Below are 22,546 nucleotides of genomic sequence, written 5' to 3' on the forward strand. Positions count from 1 at the left end.
GCGGGTGTTGCCGTTGGCCGTACGGCTTCCTCGGGTCGGGCTTCCGGTGCTCGTACGGCGGGCGATGAGGGGCTGCCCCTTGACGGTCCGCGTCAGGAAGCCGGTGCCGACGACAGGTCCGACCGCGCGGCCCGTATAGAGGACCTCCTCGCCCCCTTCGAGCGTGCCCGTACGCCCCGCGAGGTACCGCCTCCGCCGCCGGCGTCGGCACGGCTCCCCGACGCACCCCCGGAGGCCCCCGCGCGGCCCGCCGCCGTGCCGCCGCAGCCCTCCGCCCCGCCCGTCGAGGCCACCCCGCCAGGTGAGCCGCGCCCGCGGCAGGCGCCCCCCGAGGCCGAGGTGCCCGAAGAGACCACCGCCCGGCTGCGGCCCATCCCCGATGCCCCGCGGGCCCGGACGGCGGACACGCACGTGAGCCCACGCGGCGACGCGCCTCGCGCCACGGCCGCCCGGCGTGCCGTCGGGGCCGTCGATCTGACGCCGGGGCCGGGGGCGGGACGGCCCTTCGTCGTGTTCGCCCGGCCCGCCCTGTACGACGACACCACCACCCGGCTGCGCCGCGTCGGCGCCTGGGCGCGCCCCCGCGTGGCCGCCGCCACGGCCTGCGCGGTCGTCGGCCTCGGCCTCATCGGCGGCGCGGCCACCGGCAGCTGGCTGACCGGCGAGTCCGCGGCGAGCGGCAGCGCCGGCAGCGCGTACGAGGTCACCGGCGCGCTCTGGCACAGCGTCCCCGTGGACCGGCTCTTCCCGCGCACCCTCAAGGGTGGCGGCGCGGGCCCCGGCGGCGCCGACCGCTCCTGGACCCGTATCGCCGTCGCCCCGGACGGCAACTGCCGGGCCGCCTTCGACCCGCTGCTGGCCAAGGCCCTCGCCCCCGCGGGCTGCCTGCGGCTGCTGCGCGCCACGTACACCGACGCGACCCGCAGCCACGTCACCACGGTGGGCCTGATGTTCGCCAAGGCGGACGCCGACGCCATGCGGGCGCTGCGGAACCGCATCACGGAGGAGGGGCTCGACCGGCGCACCGACCTCATGCCCCGCGCCTACGCCGCCGACGGCACGGTCGCCGAGGACTTCGGGGACGCCCAGCGCGCGGCCTGGACCCTGTCCGTGCTCCCGGACGCGCCCGTCATCGCGTACGCCGTGTCCGGCTTCGCCGACGGCAGGGCCGTCACCGACCCCGAGCCCGCGGCCGAGGCGATGGACGGCAACGACTCCGCGCCCGCCCAGTCCGGCCTCGGCCACGAGGCGAAGGGCATCGCCGACCGCGTCGAGCGCGGCCTGCGCAAGACCATCGCGGACGCGGAGAAGAACGCGTGAGGACCATGAGGACCACGAAGGCCGCGAAGGCCGCGAAGGCCGCAAAGGCCGCGAGGGTTACGAGGGTCATGACGGCGCGGCAGGGACGGCCGCTCGGCCGGCGGGCCCTCGTCGCCGCCCTCGCCGCCGCGCTGGTGCTCGCCCCGGCCGCCACCGCCCGCGCCGACGACGGCATCCGCGTCCAGCAGTGGGGCCTCGACGCCATGCACACCAGCCAGGTCTGGCAGACCACCAAGGGCAGGGGCGTGACCGTCGCCGTCCTTGACACCGGCGTGGACGACCGGCACCCGGACCTCGCGGGCAACGTCCTCGAAGGCAAGGACATGGTCGGCTTCGGCGCCTCCCGCGGCGACCGCCCCTGGGCCCGGCACGGCACCGCCATGGCCGGCATCATCGCGGGCCACGGACACGGCGAGGGCCGCGGCGACGGCGTGCTCGGCATCGCGCCCGAAGCACGGATCCTGCCGGTCCGCGTGATCCTGGAGGACGGCGACCCCGCCCGCAAGAAGGCCCGCAACACCCGAGGCAACGCCCTCGCCGACGGTATCCGCTGGGCCGCCGACCACGGCGCGGACGTCATCAACCTCTCCCTCGGCGACGACTCCAGGTCCGCCCACCCCGAACCGTCCGAGGACGCCGCCGTGCAGTACGCCCTCAAGAAGGGCGTCGCCGTCGTCGCCTCCGCGGGCAACGCCGGCGAGCGCGGCGACCACGTCTCCTATCCGGCCGCCTACCCCGGCGTGATCGCCGCGACGGCCGTCGACGAGAACGGCGCCCGAGCCTCCTTCTCCACCCGCCGCTGGTACGCCACCGTCGCCGCGCCCGGCGACGACATCGTCATCGCCGACCCCGACCGCAAGTACTACGAGGGCTGGGGCACCAGCGCCGCGTCCGCCTTCGTCTCGGGCGCGGTCGCACTGATCCGCGCCGAGCACCCGGGCCTCGCGCCCGCGCAGATCAAACAGCTCCTGGAGGACACCGCCCGCGACGCCCCGTCCGGCGGCCGTGACGACTCCCGCGGCTTCGGCCTCATCGACCCCGCGGCGGCCCTCGCCCGCGCCGGAAAGCTCAAGCCGGACGAGCTGCGCGCCACGGCGTACGGAGAGACGTACTTCGGCCCGGGGCCTGACGCGGACAAGGGGGACACCAGCCCCGCGGCCTGGACCGGCCCGACCGCGGCCGCCCTCGGCGTGGCCCTGCTGGCGGCAGCGGTCCACCTCTGGCGCACCAGACGCCCCACCCGCTCCGACGGCCACCCGGAGCTGCCGCTGTAGGCCCGGAGGCCTCGCGGGGCACACCCCACCGCCGACTGCGGGCGCCCTATGGGCGAAGCCCCGGTCCGGACGCCGCCCGCAGCCGCCGCCCCTGCGAGGCCCGACCGGCCGTCCTCGCCACGGCTCCCGGGGGCCCACCCGCAGGGCGACCACCCAACCTGCCGCCAAGGCCCCCGGCCCGCCTCTGTAGGGTCGGGGACCGTGGCGAACAAGAACATTCCCGACCCCGGTTTCTCCGACGACGACGGGTCGGCCGACCCCGCGCTCGCCGCGGCGCTCGCCGCCTGGGCCGGGGACCGCACGGCCCACGGCCCCGTCCTCGCGGCCCTGGCCGGAGCCCGGCTGCTCGTCCCCGTCGTCGCCGTGCTCGGCGAGGTCGAGGAGGACGAGAACGGTCTGCGTCGCGAGAAGACCAGCGACATGGCGGTGCCCACCCTGAAGGCAGGCGACCGCAAGGCCCTGCCCGCCTTCACCTCCACCGAGACCCTCGCCCTGTGGGACCCGGCCGCCCGCCCGGTCGCCGTGCCCCTGCACCAGGCGCTCCAGGCCGCCGCCCACGAACAGGCCGACACGATCGTCCTGGACCTCGCGGGCCCCGTCCCCTACGAACTCGGCAGGGCCGCGCTGCTCGCCCTCGCCGAGGGCCGCGCCGACGCGGACCCGCTGGCCGACCCCGCCGTGCGCGAGGCCGTGCGCGCGGCCGTCGCCGCCGAGCCGGCGGTCGTCAGGGCCCACCTCGGTGCCGGCTCCGCCGACGGCACCCTGGCACTGGTCCTCGACGCCTCCGCCGACCCGGCCGAGGCCGCCCAGCGGGTGGCCCGGGCCATCGCCGCCGACGAAACGCTGAGGGCCCGCCTGGTGCGCGGCCTCGACCTGGCACTCCTGCCGGCCGAGGCGACGCCGCCGGGCGAGCCCCTCTACGTACGTACAGCCTGATCCAAGTACGTACAGCTGATCCAGAAGCTCAGCCGAAGACCGGGCCCGTGTACTTCTCGCCGGGGCCCTGGCCGGGCTCGTCCGTCACGACCGACGCCTCGCGGAACGCGAGCTGGAGGGACTTCAGGCCGTCCCGCAGCGGCGCCGCGTGGAACGAGCTGATCTCCGTGGCGCTCGCGTCCATCAGGCCGGCCAGGGAGTGGATCAGCTTGCGGGCCTCGTCGAGGTCCTTGTGGCCCTCGCCGCCCTCGGCGAGGCCGAGGTTCACGGCGGCGGCGCTCATCAGGTGGACCGCCACCGTGGTGATCACCTCGACCGCGGGGACGTCCGCGATGTCACGGGTCATGGTGTCGAAAGTGGGGGAGTCACCGGCGGGGGACTCGGGGGTGGGGGTCGTGTCGCTCATGTCCCACACGATAAGCCGCGCCCGGGGCGGGCCGGGCGCCGGGAGCCGCGGCGCCGAGGGTTCGCTCCACCCCGGCGGAGCTGCTAACCTTGTGTAACGACCGGCCGGACACCCGTGTGCCAACGCGCGAGGTTCCGGCCCACAAGTGGAGGCTCCGTTCTCCCACCTGACCGCTCCCCGGAGCGGCGGGTCACCGGTCAGGCGGCCGAAGTCCATGGGGCTTCGGGTCGTCCGATGTGCGCCCCGCGATCACCGCGGAGGTGCTCCGGTAGTACATGGAGCCCCTTCAGTGTGATCGGTCGGGGCATTTTTTGTGGCCTCGTTCGGTTGGTCGAGTAAACAGACGTAACGCGGCTGTCCGCCAGACGGTCGCGTGGTGCTACCGAGGAGGATCCATCAGCGCCGAGCCCCGCATCAACGACCGGATTCGCGTTCCCGAGGTGCGACTTGTCGGCCCCAGTGGCGAGCAGGTCGGAATTGTTCCGCTTGCCAAAGCCCTGGAGCTCGCGCAGGAGTACGACCTTGACCTGGTCGAGGTCGCGGCGACCGCCCGGCCGCCCGTGTGCAAGCTCATGGACTACGGGAAGTTCAAGTACGAGTCGGCCATGAAGGCCCGTGAAGCGCGCAAGAACCAGGCGCACACGGTCATCAAGGAGATGAAGCTCCGGCCGAAGATCGACCCGCACGACTATGACACCAAGAAGGGTCACGTCGTCCGGTTCCTCAAGCAGGGCGACAAGGTCAAGATCACGATCATGTTCCGTGGTCGCGAGCAGTCCCGCCCCGAGCTGGGTTTCCGACTGCTCCAGCGTCTCGCTTCGGACGTCGAGGACCTCGGGTTCATCGAGTCGAACCCGAAGCAGGACGGCCGAAACATGATCATGGTTCTCGGTCCGCACAAGAAGAAGACCGAGGCGATGGCCGAGGCCCGTGAGGCCCAGGCGGCCCGCAAGGCGGACGCGAAGGCCAATCCGGGCCGTTCGCAGAACTCCGCCGAGGGGGAGGAGCTCGACGAGGCTCCCGCCGAGGCCCCGGCCGAGGCTCCCGCCGAGGCCTGATCCTCCCGGACGCGAGTCCAGGGGATCGCCAACTGACACATATGGCTTCCGGATGCCCGGTTTCACGACCGGGCATCGGAGTGCCACTGACGAGGAGAGAACGGCGCTATGCCGAAGAACAAGTCGCACAGCGGTGCCAGCAAGCGCTTCAAGGTCACCGGCTCCGGCAAGGTGCTCCGCGAGCGCGCCGGCAAGCGCCACCTGCTCGAGCACAAGTCGTCCCGTCTGACGCGTCGCCTGACCGGCAACGCCGAGATGGCCCCGGGCGACGCCAAGAAGATCAAGAAGCTTCTCGGCAAGTGAGCCGGGGCGCGCACCGCGCGCCCGAGCTCTGACCGGGACCCAATCGATATCGGGCCGTGTGATTCCCACCACGGCCCCGCTGCAAGGAGTTAACAAGTGGCACGCGTCAAGCGGGCAGTCAACGCCCACAAGAAGCGTCGGGCGATCCTCGAGGCGGCCAAGGGTTACCGCGGCCAGAGGTCGCGCCTGTACCGCAAGGCCAAGGAGCAGGTCACCCACTCCCTGGTCTACAACTACAACGACCGCAAGAAGCGCAAGGGCGACTTCCGTCAGCTGTGGATCCAGCGCATCAACGCCGCTGCCCGCGCCAACGGCATCACCTACAACCGCTTCATCCAGGGTCTGAAGGCCGCCAACGTCGAGGTGGACCGCAAGATCCTCGCGGAGCTCGCCGTCAACGACCAGAACGCGTTCGCCGCGCTGGTCGAGGTCGCGCAGAAGGCGCTGCCTTCGGACGTCAACGCGCCCAAGGCTGCCGCCTGAGCCGTGCGTCCCTGAGCGCCCCCCGGACCCGTAGGCCACCTGTGGCTTGCGGGTCCGTGTGCGTCCGCCGTCGCCCGCGCCCCTTACGGGGCCTCACATCCCCGAAGGTGAGTTCATGACCGCCGCCCCCGAGTTGCTCTCCCCCAAGTCACCCCGCGTCAGTGCCGCGCGGCGGCTGGCCAAGCGGAATTTCCGGGGCAAGGAGCGGCTGTTCCTCGCCGAGGGGCCGCAGGCCGTGCGGGAGGCCGCCGGGCACGCCGAGACGCTCGTCGAGCTGTTCGCCACCGTCGACGCCGCCGAGCGGTACGCCGACATCGTGGGGGAGGCGCGCGCCGCCGGAGCGCGGGTGCACCTCGCCGATGAGGACGTCATCGCCGACATCTCCACCACCGTGACACCGCAGGGGCTCGTCGGGGTCTGCCGGTTCCTCGACACCCCGTTCGCGGAGATCCTGGCGGCGCGGCCGAAGCTCGTCGCCGTACTCGCCCACGTACGCGACCCCGGCAACGCGGGGACCGTGCTGCGCTGCGCCGACGCGGCGGGCGCCGAGGCGGTGATCCTCACGGACGCCTCCGTGGACCTCTACAACCCCAAGTGCGTACGGGCCTCCGTCGGGTCGTTGTTCCACCTTCCGGTGGCCGTGGGCGTGCCCGTGGAACAGGCCGTGCGCGGGCTCAAGGACGCGGGCGTGCGCATCCTCGCCGCCGACGGCGCGGGCGAGGACGACCTCGACACGGAGCTCGACAAGGGCACCATGGGCACCCCCAGCGCCTGGGTCTTCGGCAACGAGGCCTGGGGCCTGCCGGAGGAGACCCGCGCGCTCGCCGACGCCGTGGTGCGCGTCCCGATCCACGGCAGGGCCGAGAGCCTCAACCTCGCCACGGCCGCCGCCGTGTGCCTCTACGCGTCCGCCCGTGCACAGCGCGCCGCCGGAGGGTGCCGCTCCGTCACATCGAGCTAGTAGTGTGACGGGCTCGGGGGCCCTCCCCAGCTCGCGGTCGCTCCCCCCAAGTTCTCGGTTCCGCTCGCATGTTCCCGGTTCCGCTCGAACAAAAGGGGCACCGCTGAGCTGGAGGCACCCGCACCGGAAGTGCGAGAGGCGGGGTACGGGGAATGAGCGTCGGCACGAGCAGAGCACCGGGAGCACCGGACGTCGTCCGTGCCCGCGCGGACCGCGGCGGTCCCGGTGACCTCGGCGACCTCGGACTCGACCCGGACGAACTGCCCGACGGGCTCGTCGTGGCGGACGAGACGGGCCGGATCATCTGCTTCAACGCGGCGGCGGCGCGCATCACCGCCGTCCGCGCCGACGAAGCCATCGGCGCGCCCCTTGAGCGCGTGCTCCCCTTAGAGGACCTCGAAGGCCGCCGCTGGTGGCAGCTGACCGATCCCTACGGAGGCCTCGCCATCCGCGTGGGCCAGCCCGAGCGCAATCTGCTGCTCCCCGGCGGCCGCGAGGTCCTGGTCTCCGCCCGCTATCTGCGGACCCACCGCACCGGGCCCGTGCGCCGCGTCGTCGTCTCGCTGCGGGACACTGAGGCCCGCCGCCGCACCGAGCGCAGCCACGCCGAGCTGATCGCCACGGTCGCCCACGAGCTGCGCTCGCCCCTCACCTCCGTCAAGGGCTTCACGGCGACGCTGCTCGCCAAGTGGGAACGGTTCACCGACGACCAGAAGAAACTGATGCTGGAGACCGTCGACGCCGACGCGAACCGCGTCACCCGGCTGATCGCCGAGCTCCTCGACATCTCCCGCATCGACTCCGGGCGCCTGGAGCTGCGCCGCCAGCCCGTCGACATCGGCGCCGCCGTCGGGCGGCACATCCAGTCCCATGTCGCGTCCGGCCAGGACGCTGACCGCTTCCTCGTCCGGGTGCAGCAGCCGCTGCCCGACTGCTGGGCGGACCCGGACAAGATCGACCAGGTGCTCGGCAACCTGCTGGAAAACGCGGTGCGGCACGGCGAGGGAACCGTCACCATTGGGGTGGCGCCCTCCTCATCGCCGCGCGAGCGGGGCGGCGCCGAGACCGCCGTGACCGTGAGCGACGAGGGTCCCGGCATTCCGGAGGAGTCGATGGGCCGCGTCTTCACCCGCTTCTGGCGGGGCAGCAAGCGCGGCGGCACGGGACTGGGGCTGTATATCGTGAAGGGCATCGTGGAGGCGCACGGCGGGACGATCACCGTCGGCCGCGCGCCCGGCGGCGGCGCCCAGTTCCGATTTACGTTGCCCGTGGGGGCCCCGGCGTATCTCCAGTAAGGACGCCGTGAGCAGCCCGCGGGCTCATTCGTTCACCACACCCCCGTTAGACTCGGTCGTTGGCACTTTGTGTCCCCATATCTGGGACAGCTTGTCTCCGAGTTGTTGACGGGGACCCATCCGCCAGCCAATCGGAAGCACGGGAAGAGATGTCGGCACCGAACAAGTCGTACGACCCTGTTGAGGTCGAGGCACTGAAACCTGAAGAGATCGAGCGCATGCGGGACGAGGCGCTCGCCGCCTTCGCCGCCGCGGACACGCTCGACGCGCTCCAGGAGGCCAAGGTCGCGCACACCGGCGGCACCTCGCCGCTGGCGCTCGCCAACCGCGAGATCGGCGCGCTGCCCCCGCAGGCCAAGGCCGAGGCGGGCAAGCGCGTGGGCATGGCCCGCGGCGCCGTGAGCAAGGCGCTGGCTGCCCGCCAGACCGATCTTGAGGCCGAGCGGGACGCCCGGGTCCTGGTCGAGGAGGCGGTGGACGTCACACTGCCCTACGACCGCACCCCGGCCGGCGCCCGCCACCCGCTGACCACGTTCATGGAGCGCGTCTCCGACGTCTTCGTCGCCATGGGCTACGAGGTCGCGGAGGGCCCCGAGGTCGAGGCGGAGTGGTTCAACTTCGACGCCCTGAACTTCACGCCCGACCACCCGGCCCGGCAGATGCAGGACACCTTCTTCGTCCAGGGCCCCGAGGGCGCGACCGGCGAGGAGTCCGGTGTCGTACTGCGTACGCACACCTCGCCCGTGCAGGCCCGCGCGCTGCTCGAACGCCGTGAGCCGCCGGTCTACATCGTCTGCCCCGGCCGGGTGTACCGCACGGACGAGCTGGACGCCACGCACACCCCGGTCTTCCACCAGATCGAGCTGCTCGCCGTGGACGAGGGCCTGACCATGGCCGACCTGAAGGGCACCCTCGACCACATGGTCCAGGCGCTCTTCGGCCCGGACATGAAGACCCGGCTGCGGCCGAACTACTTCCCGTTCACCGAGCCGTCCGCCGAGATGGACATGGTGTGCTACGTCTGCCGCGGCGAGTCCGTGGGCAACCCCGACCGCCCCTGCCGCACCTGCGGCAGCGAGGGCTGGATCGAGCTCGGCGGCTGCGGCATGGTCAACCCCAAGGTGCTCACCGCCTGCGGCGTCGACCCCAAGAAGTACAGCGGATTCGCCTTCGGGTTCGGCATCGAGCGGATGCTGATGTTCCGCCACAACGTCGAAGACATGCGAGACATGGTCGAGGGTGACATCCGGTTCACCCGGCCGTTCGGGATGGAGATCTGATGCGGGTCCCGCTTTCCTGGCTGCGGGAGTACGTCGACCTCCCCGCCACCGAGACCGGCCGTGACGTGCAGGCCAAGCTCATCGAGGTCGGCCTTGAGGTCGAGACCGTCGAACAGCTCGGCGCCGGCCTGAAGGGCCCGCTCGTCGTGGGCAAGGTCCTCACCATCGAGGAGCTGGAGGGCTTCAAGAAGCCCATCCGCTTCTGCACCGTCGACGTCGGCACCGCCAACGGCACGGGCGAGCCGCAGGAGATCGTCTGCGGCGCGCGCAACTTCGCCGTCGGCGACAAGGTCGTCGTGGTCCTGCCCGGCGCCGTCCTGCCCGGCGACTTCGCCATCGCCGCCCGCAAGACGTACGGCAAGACCTCGCACGGCATGATCTGCTCCGGCGACGAGCTGGGCATGGGCGACGACGGCAGCGGCGGCATCATCGTCCTGCCGCCCGAGCACGAGGCCGGCACCGACGCCATCCAGCTCCTTGAGCTGGTCGACGAGGTCCTGGACATCGCCGTCACCCCCGACCGGGGCTATGCCCTGTCGATGCGCGGCGTCGCCCGCGAGACCGCCATCGCCTACGGCCTGCCGCTGCGCGACCCGGCGCTCCTCGACGTCCCCGCGCCGAACTCCTTCGGCTACCCGGTCAAGATCGACGACCCGATCGGCTGCGACCGCTTCACCGCGCGCACGGTCACGGGTCTGCGGCCCGAGGCCCGCTCCCCGATCTGGCTCCAGCGCCGCCTTCAGAAGGCCGGCATGCGCCCGATCTCCCTCGCCGTCGACATCACCAACTACGTGATGATGGAGCTCGGCCAGCCCCTGCACGCCTACGACCGCTCCCGCGTCCAGGGCACGATCGGTGTGCGCAGGGCCGAGCAGGGCGAGAAGTTCACCACGCTCGACGGTGCCAAGCGCGTCCTGGACGCCGAGGACCTCGTCATCACCGACGACCGCGGTCCCATCGGCATCGCGGGCGTCATGGGCGGCGCCAACACCGAGATCGCCGATCACGAAGAGACCGGTGGCACCACCGACGTCGTCATCGAGGCCGCGCACTTCGACGCGCTCTCCGTGGCCCGCACCGCGCGCCGCCACAAGCTGGGCTCCGAGGCCGCCAAGCGCTTCGAGCGCGGCGTCGACCCGCAGGCCGCGTCGGCCGCCGCGCAGCGCACCGTCGACCTGCTCGTGCTGCTCGCGGGCGGCACCGCCGAGGCCGGCGTCACCGAGGTCATCGCGCCGACCGCGCCGCGCACGATCACCATGCCCGCCGACCACCCCGACAGGGTCGCCGGTGTGGAGTACGGCCGCGAGACCGTCGTACGCCGCCTCCAGCAGGTCGGCTGCGACGTGTACGGACAGGACGACCTGACCGTCACCGTGCCGTCCTGGCGCCCCGACCTCGCCGAGCCGAACGACCTCGCCGAAGAGGTCATCCGCCTGGAGGGGTACGAGAACCTGCCCTCCACGCTGCCCAAGCCCCCCGCGGGCCGCGGGCTCACCGAGCGGCAGCGGCTGCACCGCAGGGTCGGCCGCGCGCTCGCCGGGGCCGGCTACGTCGAGGCGCTGAGCTACCCCTTCATCGGCGAGAACGTCTTCGACCAGCTCGGCCTCGACGCGGACGACCCCGCGCGCCGCGTCGTCAAGCTGGCCAACCCGCTCTCCGACGAGGAGCCCGCTCTCCGTACGACGCTGCTGCCGGGGCTGCTCTCCGCGCTGCGCCGCAACGACGGACGCGGCAGCCACGACCTGGCGCTCTTCGAGACCGGCCTGGTCTTCTACCCGCGCCAGGAGCTCAAGGTCGCGGTGCGCCTGCCCGTCGACCGGCGGCCTACCGACGAGGAGATCGCCTCCCTCACCGAGGCGCTGCCCGTCCAGCCCCGGCACGCCGCCGTCGTCCTCGCGGGCGCCCGCGAGCAGGCCGGCTGGTGGGGCAAGGGCCGCCCCGCGGACTGGGCCGACGCCGTCGAGGCGGCGCGTTCCGTCGCCCGCGAGGCCGGCGTCGAGCTCATCGTCGACCAAGGGCAGTACGGCCCCTGGCACCCGGGCCGCTGCGCGGAGCTGAAGGTCGTCGTCGACGGCGGCATCGTCTCCGTCGGGCACGCCGGTGAGCTGCACCCGCGCGTCGTCAAGGCACTCGGCCTGCCCGCGCGGACCTGCGCGATGGAGCTGGACCTGGACCGCGTGGAGCAGGCCGGCGAAGGCGCCCTCCAGGCACCGCGGATCTCCACCTACCCGGTGGCGACCCAGGACGTCGCACTCGTCGTCGACAAGGAGGTGCCGGCCGCCGTGGTCGAGTACCACCTCACCGGCGGCGCGGGCGACCTGCTGGAGTCGATCCGGCTGTTCGACGTCTTCGAGGGCGAGCAGATCGGCGCGGGCAAGAAGTCGCTGGCGTACGCGCTGCGCTTCCGCGCGGCCGACCGCACGCTGACCGTCGACGAGGCGTCGGCGGCCCGTGACGCGGCCGTCGCCCTGGCTGCCGAGCGCACGGGCGCCGTGCTGCGCGGAGCGTAGTCACCGCGAGCAGGCGAGAAAAGGCGCACAAGAGGCGCACAGAGGGGCTTGTCCGCACCGCCGGACGGGCCCCTCACTCGTTCGAGTGGCTGGAGAAGTCACCATGGCCCGATAGACCCATCCGATGGTCAGAATCGATCCGGCCGTGGGGGCCTACCTGCGCGCCGTACACGGTCCTGAGGGGGCGTCGGCATGATGCGGATCAAGGCTGGGCCTCCCTGCCGGAAGCTGCTCCGGGCCGGCACGAGAGGTGTGCGCCTGGGCAGGGTGCGGGGTCTTGGCCTGCCCCTGGGCTGGGGCGCCGTCGCCGCCACGTACAAACTGGCCTGTCCGCTCGCGCAGCAGGACGGCCTGGAGGCGCGGCTCGTCAGCAGTGCCGTCTTCTTCGCCGTCGGGACCGGGCTCGTCGTGCACGTCCGCAGGGCGCTGATGCGGGAGCTGCGGCAGCTCCGCGAGGTCGCGGGCGCCGCGCAGAACGTGCTCCTGCGGCCGCTGCCCGCCCGCGTCGCCGGGCTCGCCCTCGCCGCGGGACGCCTCTCCGCCTCGCGGGGTGCCACGGTCGGCGGTGATCTGTACGAGGTGGCCGCCACCGAGCACGGTGTCCGCGTCGTCATGGGGGATGTCCGCGGCCACGGCCTCGCCGCCATCGGGACCGTCGCCGCCGTCCTCGGCAGCTTCCGCGAGGCCGCGCACGACGAACCCGAACTGGCCCTGGTGATGCGGCGCTTGGAGCGGACCCTCGGACGCCACCTGCGGGAGCGGGCGCGCGCTGAGCACCCCGCCAGAGGCGGCCCCGGGCCGGAGACCCCCTCGGCCGAGGAGTTCGTCACCGTACTGCTCATGGAGATCGGCGACGACGGCGAGATCTCCGCGCTCAACTGCGGGCACCCCTGGCCGCATCTGCTGAGCGGACAGGCGAGGCCCCTCACGGAGGCCGAGCCGCTGCCGCCGCTCGGCTCCTTCCCGCTCCCCGCCGAACTGCCCGTGTTCTACGGCGGCCGGCTGCTGCCCGGCGAGACGCTGGTCCTGCACACCGACGGCATGGAGGACGCGCGCGACGCGGCGGGAGCCTTCTTCCCGCTGCGGACGAAGCTCACCGAGGCCGCGGGCAGGCCGGTCACGCCGCAGGGTCTCGTCCACGAGGTCTACGCCGAACTGCGGCGGCACACCGGCCGACCGCCGTCCGACGACGTGGCGCTGCTCGCCCTGCGCAACGACCGCACGAGGCTGCCCGTGCAACACCCGGAGCAGGGACGGCGCGCCGGCACCCTGACGTGAGGCGCCCCGCGCGTGGGAACGGCATGCGCCGCCCGCCCCGCCATGGAGTTGTCGGGCAGACGGCGGGACGGGCGGCGCCCATGAGGACCGCCGCACTGTACGAGGGGGGAGCCGGCGGCCCGGCCGGCCTCCTTAATTGATGAGGCACCTCAGTCAAGCGAGCCCACACGGCATGCGGCAGAGCGCACACCCCCCGGACGCGGGCACTCCGTTCACACCCCGTGTGAAGGCACCTGGACTAATCTGACAAGGGACCGAGCCACCGGAGGGCATCCATGCAGCCCAACACCCTGCTCGACGCGATCCTCGACGAAGCCGGCGTCTCCCACGCGGGACTCGCCGCGCATGTGAACCAGGCCGGCAAGTCCCGGGGTCTCGCGCTGCGTTACGAACACACGGCCGTGTCCCGCTGGCTGAAGGGGCAGCGTCCGCGAGGTCAGGTCCCCGACCTGATCTGCGAGGTGCTCGCGGCCCGGTTGCAGCGGCCCGTCACGCTGGACGACATCGGCCTCGGGCTGCCCGGTGTGCCCTCCGCCCGCGTGGGCTCGGCGGCCACGACGCTCTCCGGCTTCGTGGAGCGGGCCACCGCGCTGTGGCGCTCGGACGAACAGCAGCGCCCGCATCTGCTCGGCGCCCCCGCGGTCACTGGCACGCCCGCGGTGATGCCGGTCTGGGAGTGGGAGAACCCGCCGGAGGACGTCGACGTCTCCCGCGGCGGGCGGCACCCCGTCAGCACGGCGGACATCGAGATGATGCGGGCAGCCCGCGCGCACTACGAGCAGATGTACCGCAAGACCGGCGGCGTCGCGACCCGCACCCGCATCGTCGGCTTCCTCAACGCCGAGGCGGCGCCCCTGCTGCGCGGCAGCTACACGGACGAGATGGGCCGCCAACTGCACCGCTCCACGGGCGGGTTGGTGGCGATAGCGGGGATCTGCGCCTATGACTCCGACGCGCACGGCCTCGCGCAGCGCTACTTCCACCAGGCCCTGCGGCTCGCGAAGGCCAGCGGGGACATGGGGCTCGGGGCGTACGTGATCGCGCTGCTCGTCAACCAGTCGCTGTTCATGCGGGAGTACCGCCAGGCGGTGGCGTTCGCCGAGGCGGCGCTGCGGGCCGCGGGCCGCGACCTCACCCCGGCGCTCGCATCGGATCTGTACGCCATGCAGGCCAAGGCGTACGCGCACCTGGGCGACGGCAGGAGCGCGCTGTCCTGCATCAGGCGTGCCGAGGCCGCGGCCGACCGGATCCTGCGCGGCCGGGAGCCGGACGAGACGGGCTATGTGCAGCCGGGCCTCGTCAACGTACAGGTGGCGGAGGCGCTGCTCAGCCTGGGGGACCTGACCAGCGCCCAGGAGCACGCCGCGGCGGCCGTGGACACACCGGCGCACGACCGGGGCCGGGTCCACCGCCTCGCGATGCTCAGTCAGATCGAACTGCGCCAGGGAAACACCGACCGAGCGGTGGCCACGGCCGTCGAAATGGCGGAACAGGCGCGGGGCATGGAGTCGCAGCGGCTGCGCGACCGGCTGCGCGCGGTGCGCGAGCACCTCGTGCGCAGCGACTGCGCGGGCACCGCCGAGGCGGCCGAACTCATCGCAGGGGCGCTGCGCGTTCCACTGTGACGCGCCGGTGGCGCCGACTTCCGGGCGCGCCGCGCACACCTCTCCGCGCCCCACACACTCTGCTCTGACCTTCCACCTGCTGCGATATTGCCAGCAACTCGGCGGAAGGTGGCAGAACCGTGCAATGGACGAAACAGAACGAACAAACTGTGTATGGAAACCGGTGGTTCACGGTCAATCTCGCAGATGTCGAGCTACCCGACGGCCGGCATCTGGACCACTTCCTCATACGGCTGCGGCCCGTCGCCGTGGCCACCGTCGTCAACGAGGCCAACGAGGTCCTGCTCCTCTGGCGGCACCGCTTCATCACCGACAGCTGGGGATGGGAGCTCGCGGCGGGCGTCGTCGAGGACGGCGAGGACATCGCGTACGCGGCGGCCCGCGAGATGGAGGAGGAGACCGGCTGGCGGCCGGGCCCGCTGCGGCACCTGATGAGCGTCGAGCCCTCCAACGGGCTCACCGACGCCCGGCACCACATCTACTGGTCCGACGAAGGGACGTACATGGGCCATCCGCAGGACGACTTCGAGTCGGACCGCCGTGAATGGGTCCCGCTCAAACTCGTCCCCGACATGGTGGCCCGCGGGGAGGTCCCGGCCGCCAACATGGCCGCGGCGCTGCTCCTCCTGCACCATCTGCGCCTCGGCCAGGACGCGCGCTAGCTAATGGCCGATGGCCTGCCAGACCGCCACGGCCAGTGCCGCGACCGCCGCGAGGGCGACGATGGTGGGCAGCGGCCAGCGCGTGTGTTCCAAGGCGGCGACCCGGGCCTCCAGGGCCTGCACGGTCTTGGCGTTCTGGTCGTCGTGCTGTGTGAGCAACGCCAGCCGTCCGTCGACGCGGGCCAGACCCACGTCCAGGCTACGGCGTAACTCGGCGAGTTCTTCCGGGACCACGGCACTCTCGCCGTCGGTGGTCACGAGCGCACTCCTCTCTGTAATGGCGCGTCCCCCCTTCATCCGCACAGAAAGTGAACTCTCCTGGTGGACAGGGCGGGAGAGTGTGCGATGGGCATATGCGAGCCCATTGCGCACACGGTGTGTGAACGCCGCGGGCCCGGCACTCGCAGGAGTGCCGGGCCCGTCGGGTACGGAGTGTGTTCGTACGGGGAGTGAATCGCTCCGGATGACGCGTGACCGCGCGGCTCAGACGTAGCTGTAGAAGCCCGAGCCCGACTTCCGGCCGAGGCGGCCCGCGTCGACCATCCGCTGGAGCAGCGGGGGAGCGGCGTACAGCGGCTCCTTGTACTCCGCGTACATCGAGTCGGCGACCGAGGCGACCGTGTCCAGGCCGATCAGGTCGGAGAGCTTGAGCGGCCCCATCGGGTGGGCGCAGCCCATCTCCATGCCGTTGTCGATGTCCTCGCGGCTGGCGATGCCCGACTCGAACATCCGGATGGCGGAGAGCAGGTACGGGATGAGCAGCGCGTTGACGACGAAGCCCGAGCGGTCCTGGGCGCGGATCGCGTGCTTGCCGAGGACCTTCTCGACCATGACCTGGGCCCGGCTGATGGTGCCCTCGGACGTGGTCAGCGCGGGGATCAGCTCGACGAGCTGCTGCACTGGCGCCGGGTTGAAGAAGTGTATGCCGATGACCTGGTCCGGACGCGAGGTCGCGACGGCCAGCCTCACGAGCGGGATGGACGAGGTGTTGGAGGCGAGGATCGCGTCCTGCCGGGTCACCACCTGGTCGAGCACCTGGAAGATCTCGGTCTTGACCTGCTCGTTCTCCACGACGGCCTCGATGACCAGGTCACGGTCGGAGAACTCGCCGAGGTCGGTGGTGAAGCTCAGGCGCGCCAGCGTCGCGTCCCGCTCCTCCTCGGAGATCTTGCCGCGCTCAGCCGCCTTGGAGAGCGAGTTGTACAGGCGCGTACGGCCGATCTCCAGGGCCTCGCCGGTGGTCTCCGCGACCTTCACGTCAAGACCGGAGCGGGCGCAGACCTCCGCGATTCCCGCGCCCATCTGGCCACAGCCCACCACTCCGACGCGTGCGATATCGGTCATGGAGTCGGTCACCTCGTGCCTTTCGCTGATTACGGGGGCCGGCAGGCCCCCACCCCCCGTTCGGACGCGGTGCCTGCCTCGGCCGTGAACGTTACTCCGCAACACGGGGTCCATGGCGGGCCGGGTCGGGCATGCTGTGCGCACAACCGGCGGTGGAGCCGGACGGATGCGAGCTCAGGGGCGTAACGATGAGGCATATGTCACGTCGGGGATTCTCGGTGCTGGCCGCGGCGACGGTCGCCGGCCTGACGTCCACGGGGGGCGCGGCGGCGTCCCCCGGACGGCGTCCGCACAAGGGCCGCGAACTGCGCGGCATGTGGCTGGCGACGGTGGTCAACCGCGACTGGCCCTCCAAGCCGGGACTCACCGCGCAAGCGCAGCGGAGCGAGTTGCTCGCCTTCCTCGACTCCGCGGTGAGCCGCAGACTCAACGCGGTCGTCTTCCAGGTGAGACCCACCGCGGACGCGCTGTGGCCGTCGCCGCACGAGCCGTGGACGGAGTACCTCACCGGGGTCCAGGGCAAGGACCCGGGCTGGGACCCGCTGGGCACCGCGGTGAAGGAGGCGCACCGCAGGGGCCTGGAGCTGCACGCGTGGTTCAACCCCTTCCGCATCGCGAACCACACCGACCCCTCGCGCCTGGTGGCCACCCACCCCGCACGCGTCCACCCCGACTGGGTCGTGCCGTACGGCGGGAAGCTCTACTACAACCCGGGCCTGCCCGAGGTGCGGCGCTTCGTGCAGGACGCGATGCTCGACGCGGTGCGGCGGTACGCGGTCGACGCCGTGCACTGGGACGACTACTTCTACCCGTACCCGGTGGCGGGGCAGGTCTTCGACGACGACGACGCCTTCGCGCGCTACGGCGAGGGCTTCCCCGACCGTGCCTCCTGGCGGCGCGACAACATCGACAAGCTGGTGCGCGAGATGTCCGCCCGGGTGAAGAAGACACGCCCCGGCACTCAGTTCGGGGTGAGCCCCTTCGCGGTCTGGCGCAACATCGCGACCGACCCGACGGGATCGGACACCAGGGCGGGGGTGCAGACGTACGACGATCTGTACGCGGACACCCGCGGCTGGGTGGAGAAGGGGTGGCTGGACTACATCGTCCCGCAGGTCTACTGGAACATCGGCTTCACCGTCGCGGACTACGCGAAGCTGGTCCCGTGGTGGAACGAGGTCGTGCGCGGCACGGGCGTGAACCTGTACATCGGCGAGGCCCTGTACAAGGCCGGTGACCCGGCGCAGCCCGCGCCCTGGCAGGACCCGGCGGAGCTGTCCCGGCACCTCACGTTCGCCGAGCGGTACAGCGAGGTGCGCGGGCACATCTACTTCTCCGCGAAGGAGGTCGGCGTCGACAAGAACGGCGCGATGGCGCGCGTCGTCGCCGACCACTACCGCAAGCCGGCGAAGCCGCCGCGCTGACCGGTCGCCGCCGAGTCCTATTCCGTGCCCTGATGCCGTACGACGGTGTCGGGGCCCGGCGACATCAGCGTCTCGTGGCCGTCCTCGAACCGCACCCGGTACGGCGGACCGCCGTCCGGGCCGAGCACCTCGACGATCTCCGCGATCCGGTCGTGCTGCCCGACGATCCTGCCGTGCACCAACAGCTCGTCGCCCACGGTTGCACGCATCTGGTGTGTCCCCTCGTCCCGCTCTGTGGTCGCTATCCGTGGCCGCCAGTGTACGACGAGTGGCGGAAATTGGTGCGGTTCGGACGGCCGGCGGCTCAGCCGCGGGAGCGCTGCGTGACCGCGATGCAGACGAGCACGGCGGCCGCGGTGAGCGGGGCGGCGACGGTGAGGTGCTCACCGAGCAGGAACACCGACCAGACCAGGGTGAGCAGCGGCTGCGCGAGCTGGAGCTGGCTGGCCTTGGGGACGCCGATGGCCGCCATGCCGCGGTACCAGACGACCAGGCCGAGGAACTGCGAGCCGATCGCGGAGTAGAGCAGGCCCGCCGTGCTGTGCCCGGTGAGCTGGAAGGACTCGTGCCCGAGGGCGACGAAGGCGCCCACGGCGTTGAGCGGCAGGCAGAGCATCAGACCCCAGCCGATGACCTGCCAGCCCGGCATCTCGCGGGCCAGGCGGCCGCCCTCGGTGTACCCGGCCGCGCAGATCAGGAGCGCGCCGAAGAGGTAGAGGTCGGCGCCGGTCAGGGCGCCGCCGCTCTGCTGCACGGTGAAGGCGATGACCGCGGCGGCTCCGGCGAGCGCCGCCACCCAGAACATCCGGGAGGGGCGCGCCCCGGTGCGCAGCGCCGAGAAGACCGCGGTCGTCAGGGGGAGCAGCCCCACGACCACGGCGGCGTGGGCGGTGGTGGAGGTCTGCAACGCGAGCGTGGTGAGCAGTGGGAAGCCCACGACGACGCCGGCGCCGACCACCGCGAGCCCCGGCCAGTGGCGGCGGTGCGGGACCGGTACGCGCAGGGCCAGCAGGCAGCCGCCCGCGATGAGCGCGCTCAGCGCGCCGCGCAGGGTCACGAGGCTCCAGGGTCCGATGCCCTCGAGGCCCCAGGCGGTGGCGGGGAAGGTGAGCGAGAAGGCGACGACGCCGAGGGCGGCCATGGCGGTGCCGCTCCGGCGTCTGCCGGTGGCCACGGAGCCGGCCGCGCCGGTGGCCGCCGATCCTGTCGTGCCGGTGGCCGCTTCGCTGACCGCTATCCGCTCCGGGCGGGTAGCGCTATCCTGTGCTGTCATGCATGACGGTAGCAGTGTCGATGATCTGGCGAAACACCTGAAGAACGAGCTGGACCGCTACTCCCCGGGTGGAAAGCTGCCGTCGAGCCGGGCGCTCGTCGAACGGTTCAGGGTGAGCCCGGTGACCGTCTCCCGGGCCCTGGCCCAGCTCGCCGCCGAAGGGCTGGTCGTCACCCGGCCCGGCGCGGGCGTCTTCCGCGCCGAGCCGCAGGCCGCCGTCGCGCCCGCCGGCGACACCTCGTGGCAGGAGGTGTCCCTGAGCGCCGACGCCACGGCGGAGCTTGTGCCGCGCGCCGTCGACGCCTCCGGGGTGCTCGCCACGCTCGCCGCACCCGCGCCCGGCGTCATCGAGTTCAACGGCGGCTACCTCGACCCCGCGCTTCAGCCCGAACGGGCGATGGCGGCGGCGCTCGCGCGGGCGGGACGGCGGCCGGGGGCGTGGGGGAGGCCGCCGATCGACGGGCTCCCCGAGCTGCGGGAGTGGTTCGCGCGGGGGATCGGCGGGGCGATCACGGCCGCCGAGGTACTGATCACGGCGGGCGGCCAGAGCGCGCTGACCACCGCGCTGCGGGCGCTCGCGCCGCCGGGGGCGCCGGTGCTCGTGGAGTCGCCCACCTATCCGGGGATGCTGGCCATCGCCCGCGCGGCCGGGCTGCGTCCCGTGCCGGTGCCTCTCGACACGGACGGGGTGCGCCCGCAGCTCCTCGAAGCCGCCTTCCGGGCCACGGGCGCGAAGGTGTTCGTCTGCCAGCCGCTGTTCCAGAACCCGACGGGGGCCGTGCTCTCCGCCGCCCGCCGCCCCGAGGTCCTGCGGATCGCCCGCGCGGCGGGGGCGTTCGTCATCGAGGACGACTTCGTGCGCCGCCTGGTCCACGAGGACGCCGGGCCGCTGCCCAGGCCCCTCAGCGCCGACGACCGGGACGGCGTGGTCGTGCACGTCTGCTCGCTCACCAAGGCCACCTCACCGAGCTTCAGGGTGAGCGCGCTCGCGGCCCGCGGCCCGGTCCTCGAGCGGCTGCGCGCCATCCAGGTCGTCGACCACTTCTTCGTACCGAGGCCACTCCAGGAGGCGGCCCTCGAACTGGTCGGCTCCCCGGCCTGGCCGCGCCACCTGCGCGCGGTCTCGGCCGAGCTGCGGCTCCGCAGGGACACCATGGCCGCGGCGCTGCGGCTGCGCATCCCCGAGCTGGCGGTGCCGCACATCCCGGCGGGCGGCTACAACCTCTGGGTACGGCTGCCCGACGGCACCGACGAGACGGCCCTCGCCTCGGCGTCGCTGCGCGCGGGCGTGGCCGTGGCCCCCGGCCGCCCCTACTTCGCGGCGGAACCCCCGGCGGCCCACGTCCGCCTGAGCTTCGCGGCCGTCGCGGGCCTCGGGGAGATCAACGAGGGGGTACGGAGGCTGCGGGCCGCCTGTGACGAGGCGGGCGGATAGCGCCACTCAGGCGCGGACGTACTCCGTGACGAGCAGGAGGTCCTTGGCCGGGCCGCCCACCCGCCAGCGGGAGACCCAGCGGTCCGGGGCGGGCACCTCGAACTCGCCGCGGTAGAGGTCCCGCGCGCAGGGATGGTCGACGGTGTGCCGGCCCCTGCGGAGGTCGAGGCCGTGGAAGAAACGCCCGTCGGTGAACTCCACGCGGGCCGTGCCCGGTTCGTCGCCCGGCAGGAACCGAAGGGTCCGCTCGGCGGGGCGCTTGACGCCGCACCAGGTGAACGTCCCCGACTCCTGGTGCAGGAGCCCGCCCTCGTCGGGAGCGGGCAGCGCCGAGAACACCGTCGTACCGGCGAAGCGGCCCTCGGACCCGTCGCCGAGATCGACGACGGTCCGCGTGACGAGCCACTCGCCCGCGAGGTGGGCCAGGACGTCGGGGACGGGATGGAAGGCGGGGCGCGAGGCCGCGCCGCCCCGCCTGTCCCGGGCGGCGCCCACGGCCTCGGCGCTCTCGTCGTCGGAAAGGGACATGCCCGCAGGCTACGCGCCCCCACCGGGCGCTGCCCGTGGCATCGCGGGCGACCTGGTCAGACGGGAGTGTGACGACAGGGCCTAGCGGTCCACCACCGACATGCTGCGCTCGTCGTACCGGCCGCCCGCGATGCGGCCCGCGGGCGCCGCCGCGTCGATCTCCGCGAGCTCGTCGGCGCTCAGCTCGATCGTGGCGGCCGCCACGTTCTCCGCGAGGTACTTCTCGCGGCGCGTGCCCGGGATCGGTACGACGTCGTCGCCGCGGTGCTGCACCCAGGCGAGCGCGAGCTGCCCGGCGGTGACGCCCTTCTTGGCGGCGAGTGCGTTCAGGGCGTCCACGACGGCGAGGTTCCGCTCCAGGTTGCCGTCGGCGAAGCGGGGCTGGGTGCGCCGCAGGTCGTCCTCGGGGAGCCCGTCGAGCGAGGTGTAGCGGCCGGTGAGGAAGCCGCGCCCGAGCGGCGAGAACGGTACGAGGCCGATGCCCAGCTCACGGCAGACCGGCGCGATCTCCGCCTCCAGATCCCTGGTCCACAGCGACCACTCGCTCTGCAGCGCGGCGATCGGATGCACGGCGTGCGCCCGGCGGATCGTGCGCGCACTGGCCTCGGAGAGCCCGATGTGGCCCACCTTGCCCGCCGCCACCAGCTCGGCGAGCGCGCCCACGGTCTCCTCGATCGGCACGTCCTTGTCGACGCGGTGCACGTAGTACAGGTCGATGTGGTCGACGCCGAGCCGCCGCAGCGAGGCGTCACACGCCTCGCGTACGTACGCGGCGTCGCCCCGTATGAGCGGCGGCTCGCCCAGGCGGTTGGCGAAGCCGAACTTCGTCGCCACGACGGCCCGCTCGCGCCGCGTTCCGGCGAGGGCCCGGCCGATGAGCTGCTCGTTGTGACCCTCGCCGTAGAAGTCGGAGGTGTCGAGGAGGGTGACGCCGAGGTCGAGGGCCCGGTGGATCGTCGCGATCGACTGCGCGTCGTCCGCCGGGCCGTAGGCGTGGCTCATCCCCATGCACCCGAGCCCCTGCGCCGAGACGGTCAGCGCGCCGAGCCGGCGCGTGGGAAGGCTGCTGGTCATGGTGTACCTCCTGGCTGGTGCCCCGTGGTCGGTCCCGAGCCTAGGAGCTGGAGTGGACTCCAGGGCAAGGCGGCCGG

The 22,546-nt window shown here is 72.7% G+C and carries 22 protein-coding genes; 15 read left to right on the plus strand and 7 right to left on the minus strand.

Translation table 11 applies throughout. The features are described 5' to 3' along the window. The first annotated feature begins 255 nt into the window (after positions 1-255). The 3 genes from ACZ6JY_RS19080 (at position 256) to ACZ6JY_RS19090 (ending at position 3,530) form a co-directional block, all read left to right on the plus strand. Complete coding sequence (locus tag ACZ6JY_RS19080) at positions 256-1,320, plus strand: hypothetical protein (protein ID WP_469197158.1); 1,065 nt, start codon at positions 256-258, stop codon at positions 1,318-1,320. Positions 1,321-1,388: 68 nt separating this feature from the next. Then, a complete protein-coding gene (gene mycP / locus ACZ6JY_RS19085; protein ID WP_469197349.1) occupies positions 1,389-2,594 on the plus strand; it encodes a type VII secretion-associated serine protease mycosin in 1,206 nt (401 codons plus the stop codon). Positions 2,595-2,795: 201 nt separating this feature from the next. Continuing rightward, complete coding sequence (locus tag ACZ6JY_RS19090; RefSeq protein ID WP_469197159.1) at positions 2,796-3,530, plus strand: SseB family protein; 735 nt, start codon at positions 2,796-2,798, stop codon at positions 3,528-3,530. A gap of 28 nt (positions 3,531-3,558) precedes the next feature. Here ACZ6JY_RS19090 and ACZ6JY_RS19095 read toward each other — a convergent pair whose 3' ends face one another. Next, positions 3,559-3,936: a DUF1844 domain-containing protein gene (locus ACZ6JY_RS19095; RefSeq protein WP_469197160.1), complete on the minus strand. Its 378-nt coding sequence runs from the start codon at positions 3,934-3,936 to the stop codon at positions 3,559-3,561. A gap of 395 nt (positions 3,937-4,331) precedes the next feature. On the opposite strand from ACZ6JY_RS19095, the gene infC reads away from it, so the two are divergent. From infC to ACZ6JY_RS19145, 10 genes are all read left to right on the plus strand, one after another. Continuing rightward, on the plus strand, positions 4,332-4,994 hold the full coding sequence (infC, locus tag ACZ6JY_RS19100) for a translation initiation factor IF-3 (RefSeq protein ID WP_268775508.1): 663 nt from the start codon (positions 4,332-4,334) through the stop codon (positions 4,992-4,994). 108 nt (positions 4,995-5,102) lie between these two features. Further along, a complete protein-coding gene (gene rpmI, locus ACZ6JY_RS19105) occupies positions 5,103-5,297 on the plus strand; it encodes a 50S ribosomal protein L35 (RefSeq protein ID WP_007829094.1) in 195 nt (64 codons plus the stop codon). Positions 5,298-5,393: 96 nt separating this feature from the next. Further along, the gene (gene rplT, locus ACZ6JY_RS19110) at positions 5,394-5,780 is read left to right on the plus strand and encodes a 50S ribosomal protein L20 (protein ID WP_447036361.1); all 387 of its coding nucleotides are present in this window, start codon (positions 5,394-5,396) and stop codon (positions 5,778-5,780) included. Positions 5,781-5,895: 115 nt separating this feature from the next. Beyond that, complete coding sequence (locus ACZ6JY_RS19115; protein WP_469197161.1) at positions 5,896-6,741, plus strand: TrmH family RNA methyltransferase; 846 nt, start codon at positions 5,896-5,898, stop codon at positions 6,739-6,741. 152 nt (positions 6,742-6,893) lie between these two features. Further along, a complete protein-coding gene (locus tag ACZ6JY_RS19120; RefSeq protein ID WP_469197162.1) occupies positions 6,894-8,036 on the plus strand; it encodes a sensor histidine kinase in 1,143 nt (380 codons plus the stop codon). Between the two features lie 149 nt (positions 8,037-8,185). After that, positions 8,186-9,316, plus strand: coding sequence for a phenylalanine--tRNA ligase subunit alpha (pheS, locus tag ACZ6JY_RS19125; RefSeq protein WP_469197163.1), 1,131 nt, complete (start codon positions 8,186-8,188; stop codon positions 9,314-9,316). Beyond that, positions 9,316-11,826 carry a phenylalanine--tRNA ligase subunit beta gene (pheT, locus tag ACZ6JY_RS19130; RefSeq protein ID WP_469197164.1) on the plus strand — a complete coding sequence of 837 codons (2,511 nt, stop codon included), beginning with the start codon at positions 9,316-9,318 and terminating at the stop codon, positions 11,824-11,826. The genes pheS and pheT overlap by 1 nt, the downstream gene beginning before the upstream one ends. A 192-nt stretch (positions 11,827-12,018) precedes the next feature. Next, the gene (locus tag ACZ6JY_RS19135) at positions 12,019-13,104 is read left to right on the plus strand and encodes a PP2C family protein-serine/threonine phosphatase (protein WP_469197165.1); all 1,086 of its coding nucleotides are present in this window, start codon (positions 12,019-12,021) and stop codon (positions 13,102-13,104) included. A 275-nt stretch (positions 13,105-13,379) separates the two neighbouring features. Then, complete coding sequence (locus ACZ6JY_RS19140; protein WP_469197166.1) at positions 13,380-14,729, plus strand: transcriptional regulator; 1,350 nt, start codon at positions 13,380-13,382, stop codon at positions 14,727-14,729. 119 nt (positions 14,730-14,848) lie between these two features. Then, entirely contained in the window at positions 14,849-15,391 is a 543-nt protein-coding gene (locus ACZ6JY_RS19145) for an NUDIX hydrolase (protein ID WP_363249924.1), read from the plus strand. On the opposite strand, the gene ACZ6JY_RS19150 is transcribed toward ACZ6JY_RS19145, so the two are convergent. Both ACZ6JY_RS19150 and ACZ6JY_RS19155 read right to left on the minus strand, forming a co-directional pair. Continuing rightward, complete coding sequence (locus tag ACZ6JY_RS19150) at positions 15,392-15,649, minus strand: hypothetical protein (RefSeq protein ID WP_469197167.1); 258 nt, start codon at positions 15,647-15,649, stop codon at positions 15,392-15,394. 225 nt (positions 15,650-15,874) lie between these two features. After that, positions 15,875-16,735, minus strand: coding sequence for a 3-hydroxybutyryl-CoA dehydrogenase (locus tag ACZ6JY_RS19155; protein ID WP_469197168.1), 861 nt, complete (start codon positions 16,733-16,735; stop codon positions 15,875-15,877). Between the two features lie 188 nt (positions 16,736-16,923). Between ACZ6JY_RS19155 and ACZ6JY_RS19160 the strand changes: the two genes are divergently transcribed. Continuing rightward, complete coding sequence (locus ACZ6JY_RS19160) at positions 16,924-18,159, plus strand: glycoside hydrolase family 10-like protein (RefSeq protein WP_469197169.1); 1,236 nt, start codon at positions 16,924-16,926, stop codon at positions 18,157-18,159. Between the two features lie 17 nt (positions 18,160-18,176). Here the strand turns inward: ACZ6JY_RS19160 and ACZ6JY_RS19165 are convergent, their stop codons facing one another. Then, positions 18,177-18,368: a DUF1918 domain-containing protein gene (locus ACZ6JY_RS19165; RefSeq protein WP_469197170.1), complete on the minus strand. Its 192-nt coding sequence runs from the start codon at positions 18,366-18,368 to the stop codon at positions 18,177-18,179. A 95-nt stretch (positions 18,369-18,463) separates the two neighbouring features. Continuing rightward, positions 18,464-19,432: a DMT family transporter gene (locus tag ACZ6JY_RS19170; RefSeq protein WP_469197171.1), complete on the minus strand. Its 969-nt coding sequence runs from the start codon at positions 19,430-19,432 to the stop codon at positions 18,464-18,466. On the opposite strand from ACZ6JY_RS19170, the gene ACZ6JY_RS19175 reads away from it, so the two are divergent. Then, complete coding sequence (locus ACZ6JY_RS19175) at positions 19,431-20,867, plus strand: aminotransferase-like domain-containing protein (protein WP_469197172.1); 1,437 nt, start codon at positions 19,431-19,433, stop codon at positions 20,865-20,867. The two genes, ACZ6JY_RS19170 and ACZ6JY_RS19175, sit on opposite strands and share 2 nt — an antisense overlap. A 6-nt stretch (positions 20,868-20,873) precedes the next feature. On the opposite strand, the gene ACZ6JY_RS19180 is transcribed toward ACZ6JY_RS19175, so the two are convergent. Beyond that, a complete protein-coding gene (locus ACZ6JY_RS19180; RefSeq protein WP_469197173.1) occupies positions 20,874-21,395 on the minus strand; it encodes a DUF6314 family protein in 522 nt (173 codons plus the stop codon). 81 nt (positions 21,396-21,476) lie between these two features. After that, positions 21,477-22,469, minus strand: a complete 993-nt coding sequence (locus ACZ6JY_RS19185; protein WP_469197174.1) for an aldo/keto reductase — start codon at positions 22,467-22,469, stop codon at positions 21,477-21,479. Positions 22,470-22,546 lie beyond the last annotated feature (77 nt).

The sequence above is a fragment of the Streptomyces sp. NPDC046335 genome, assembly GCF_055587985.1.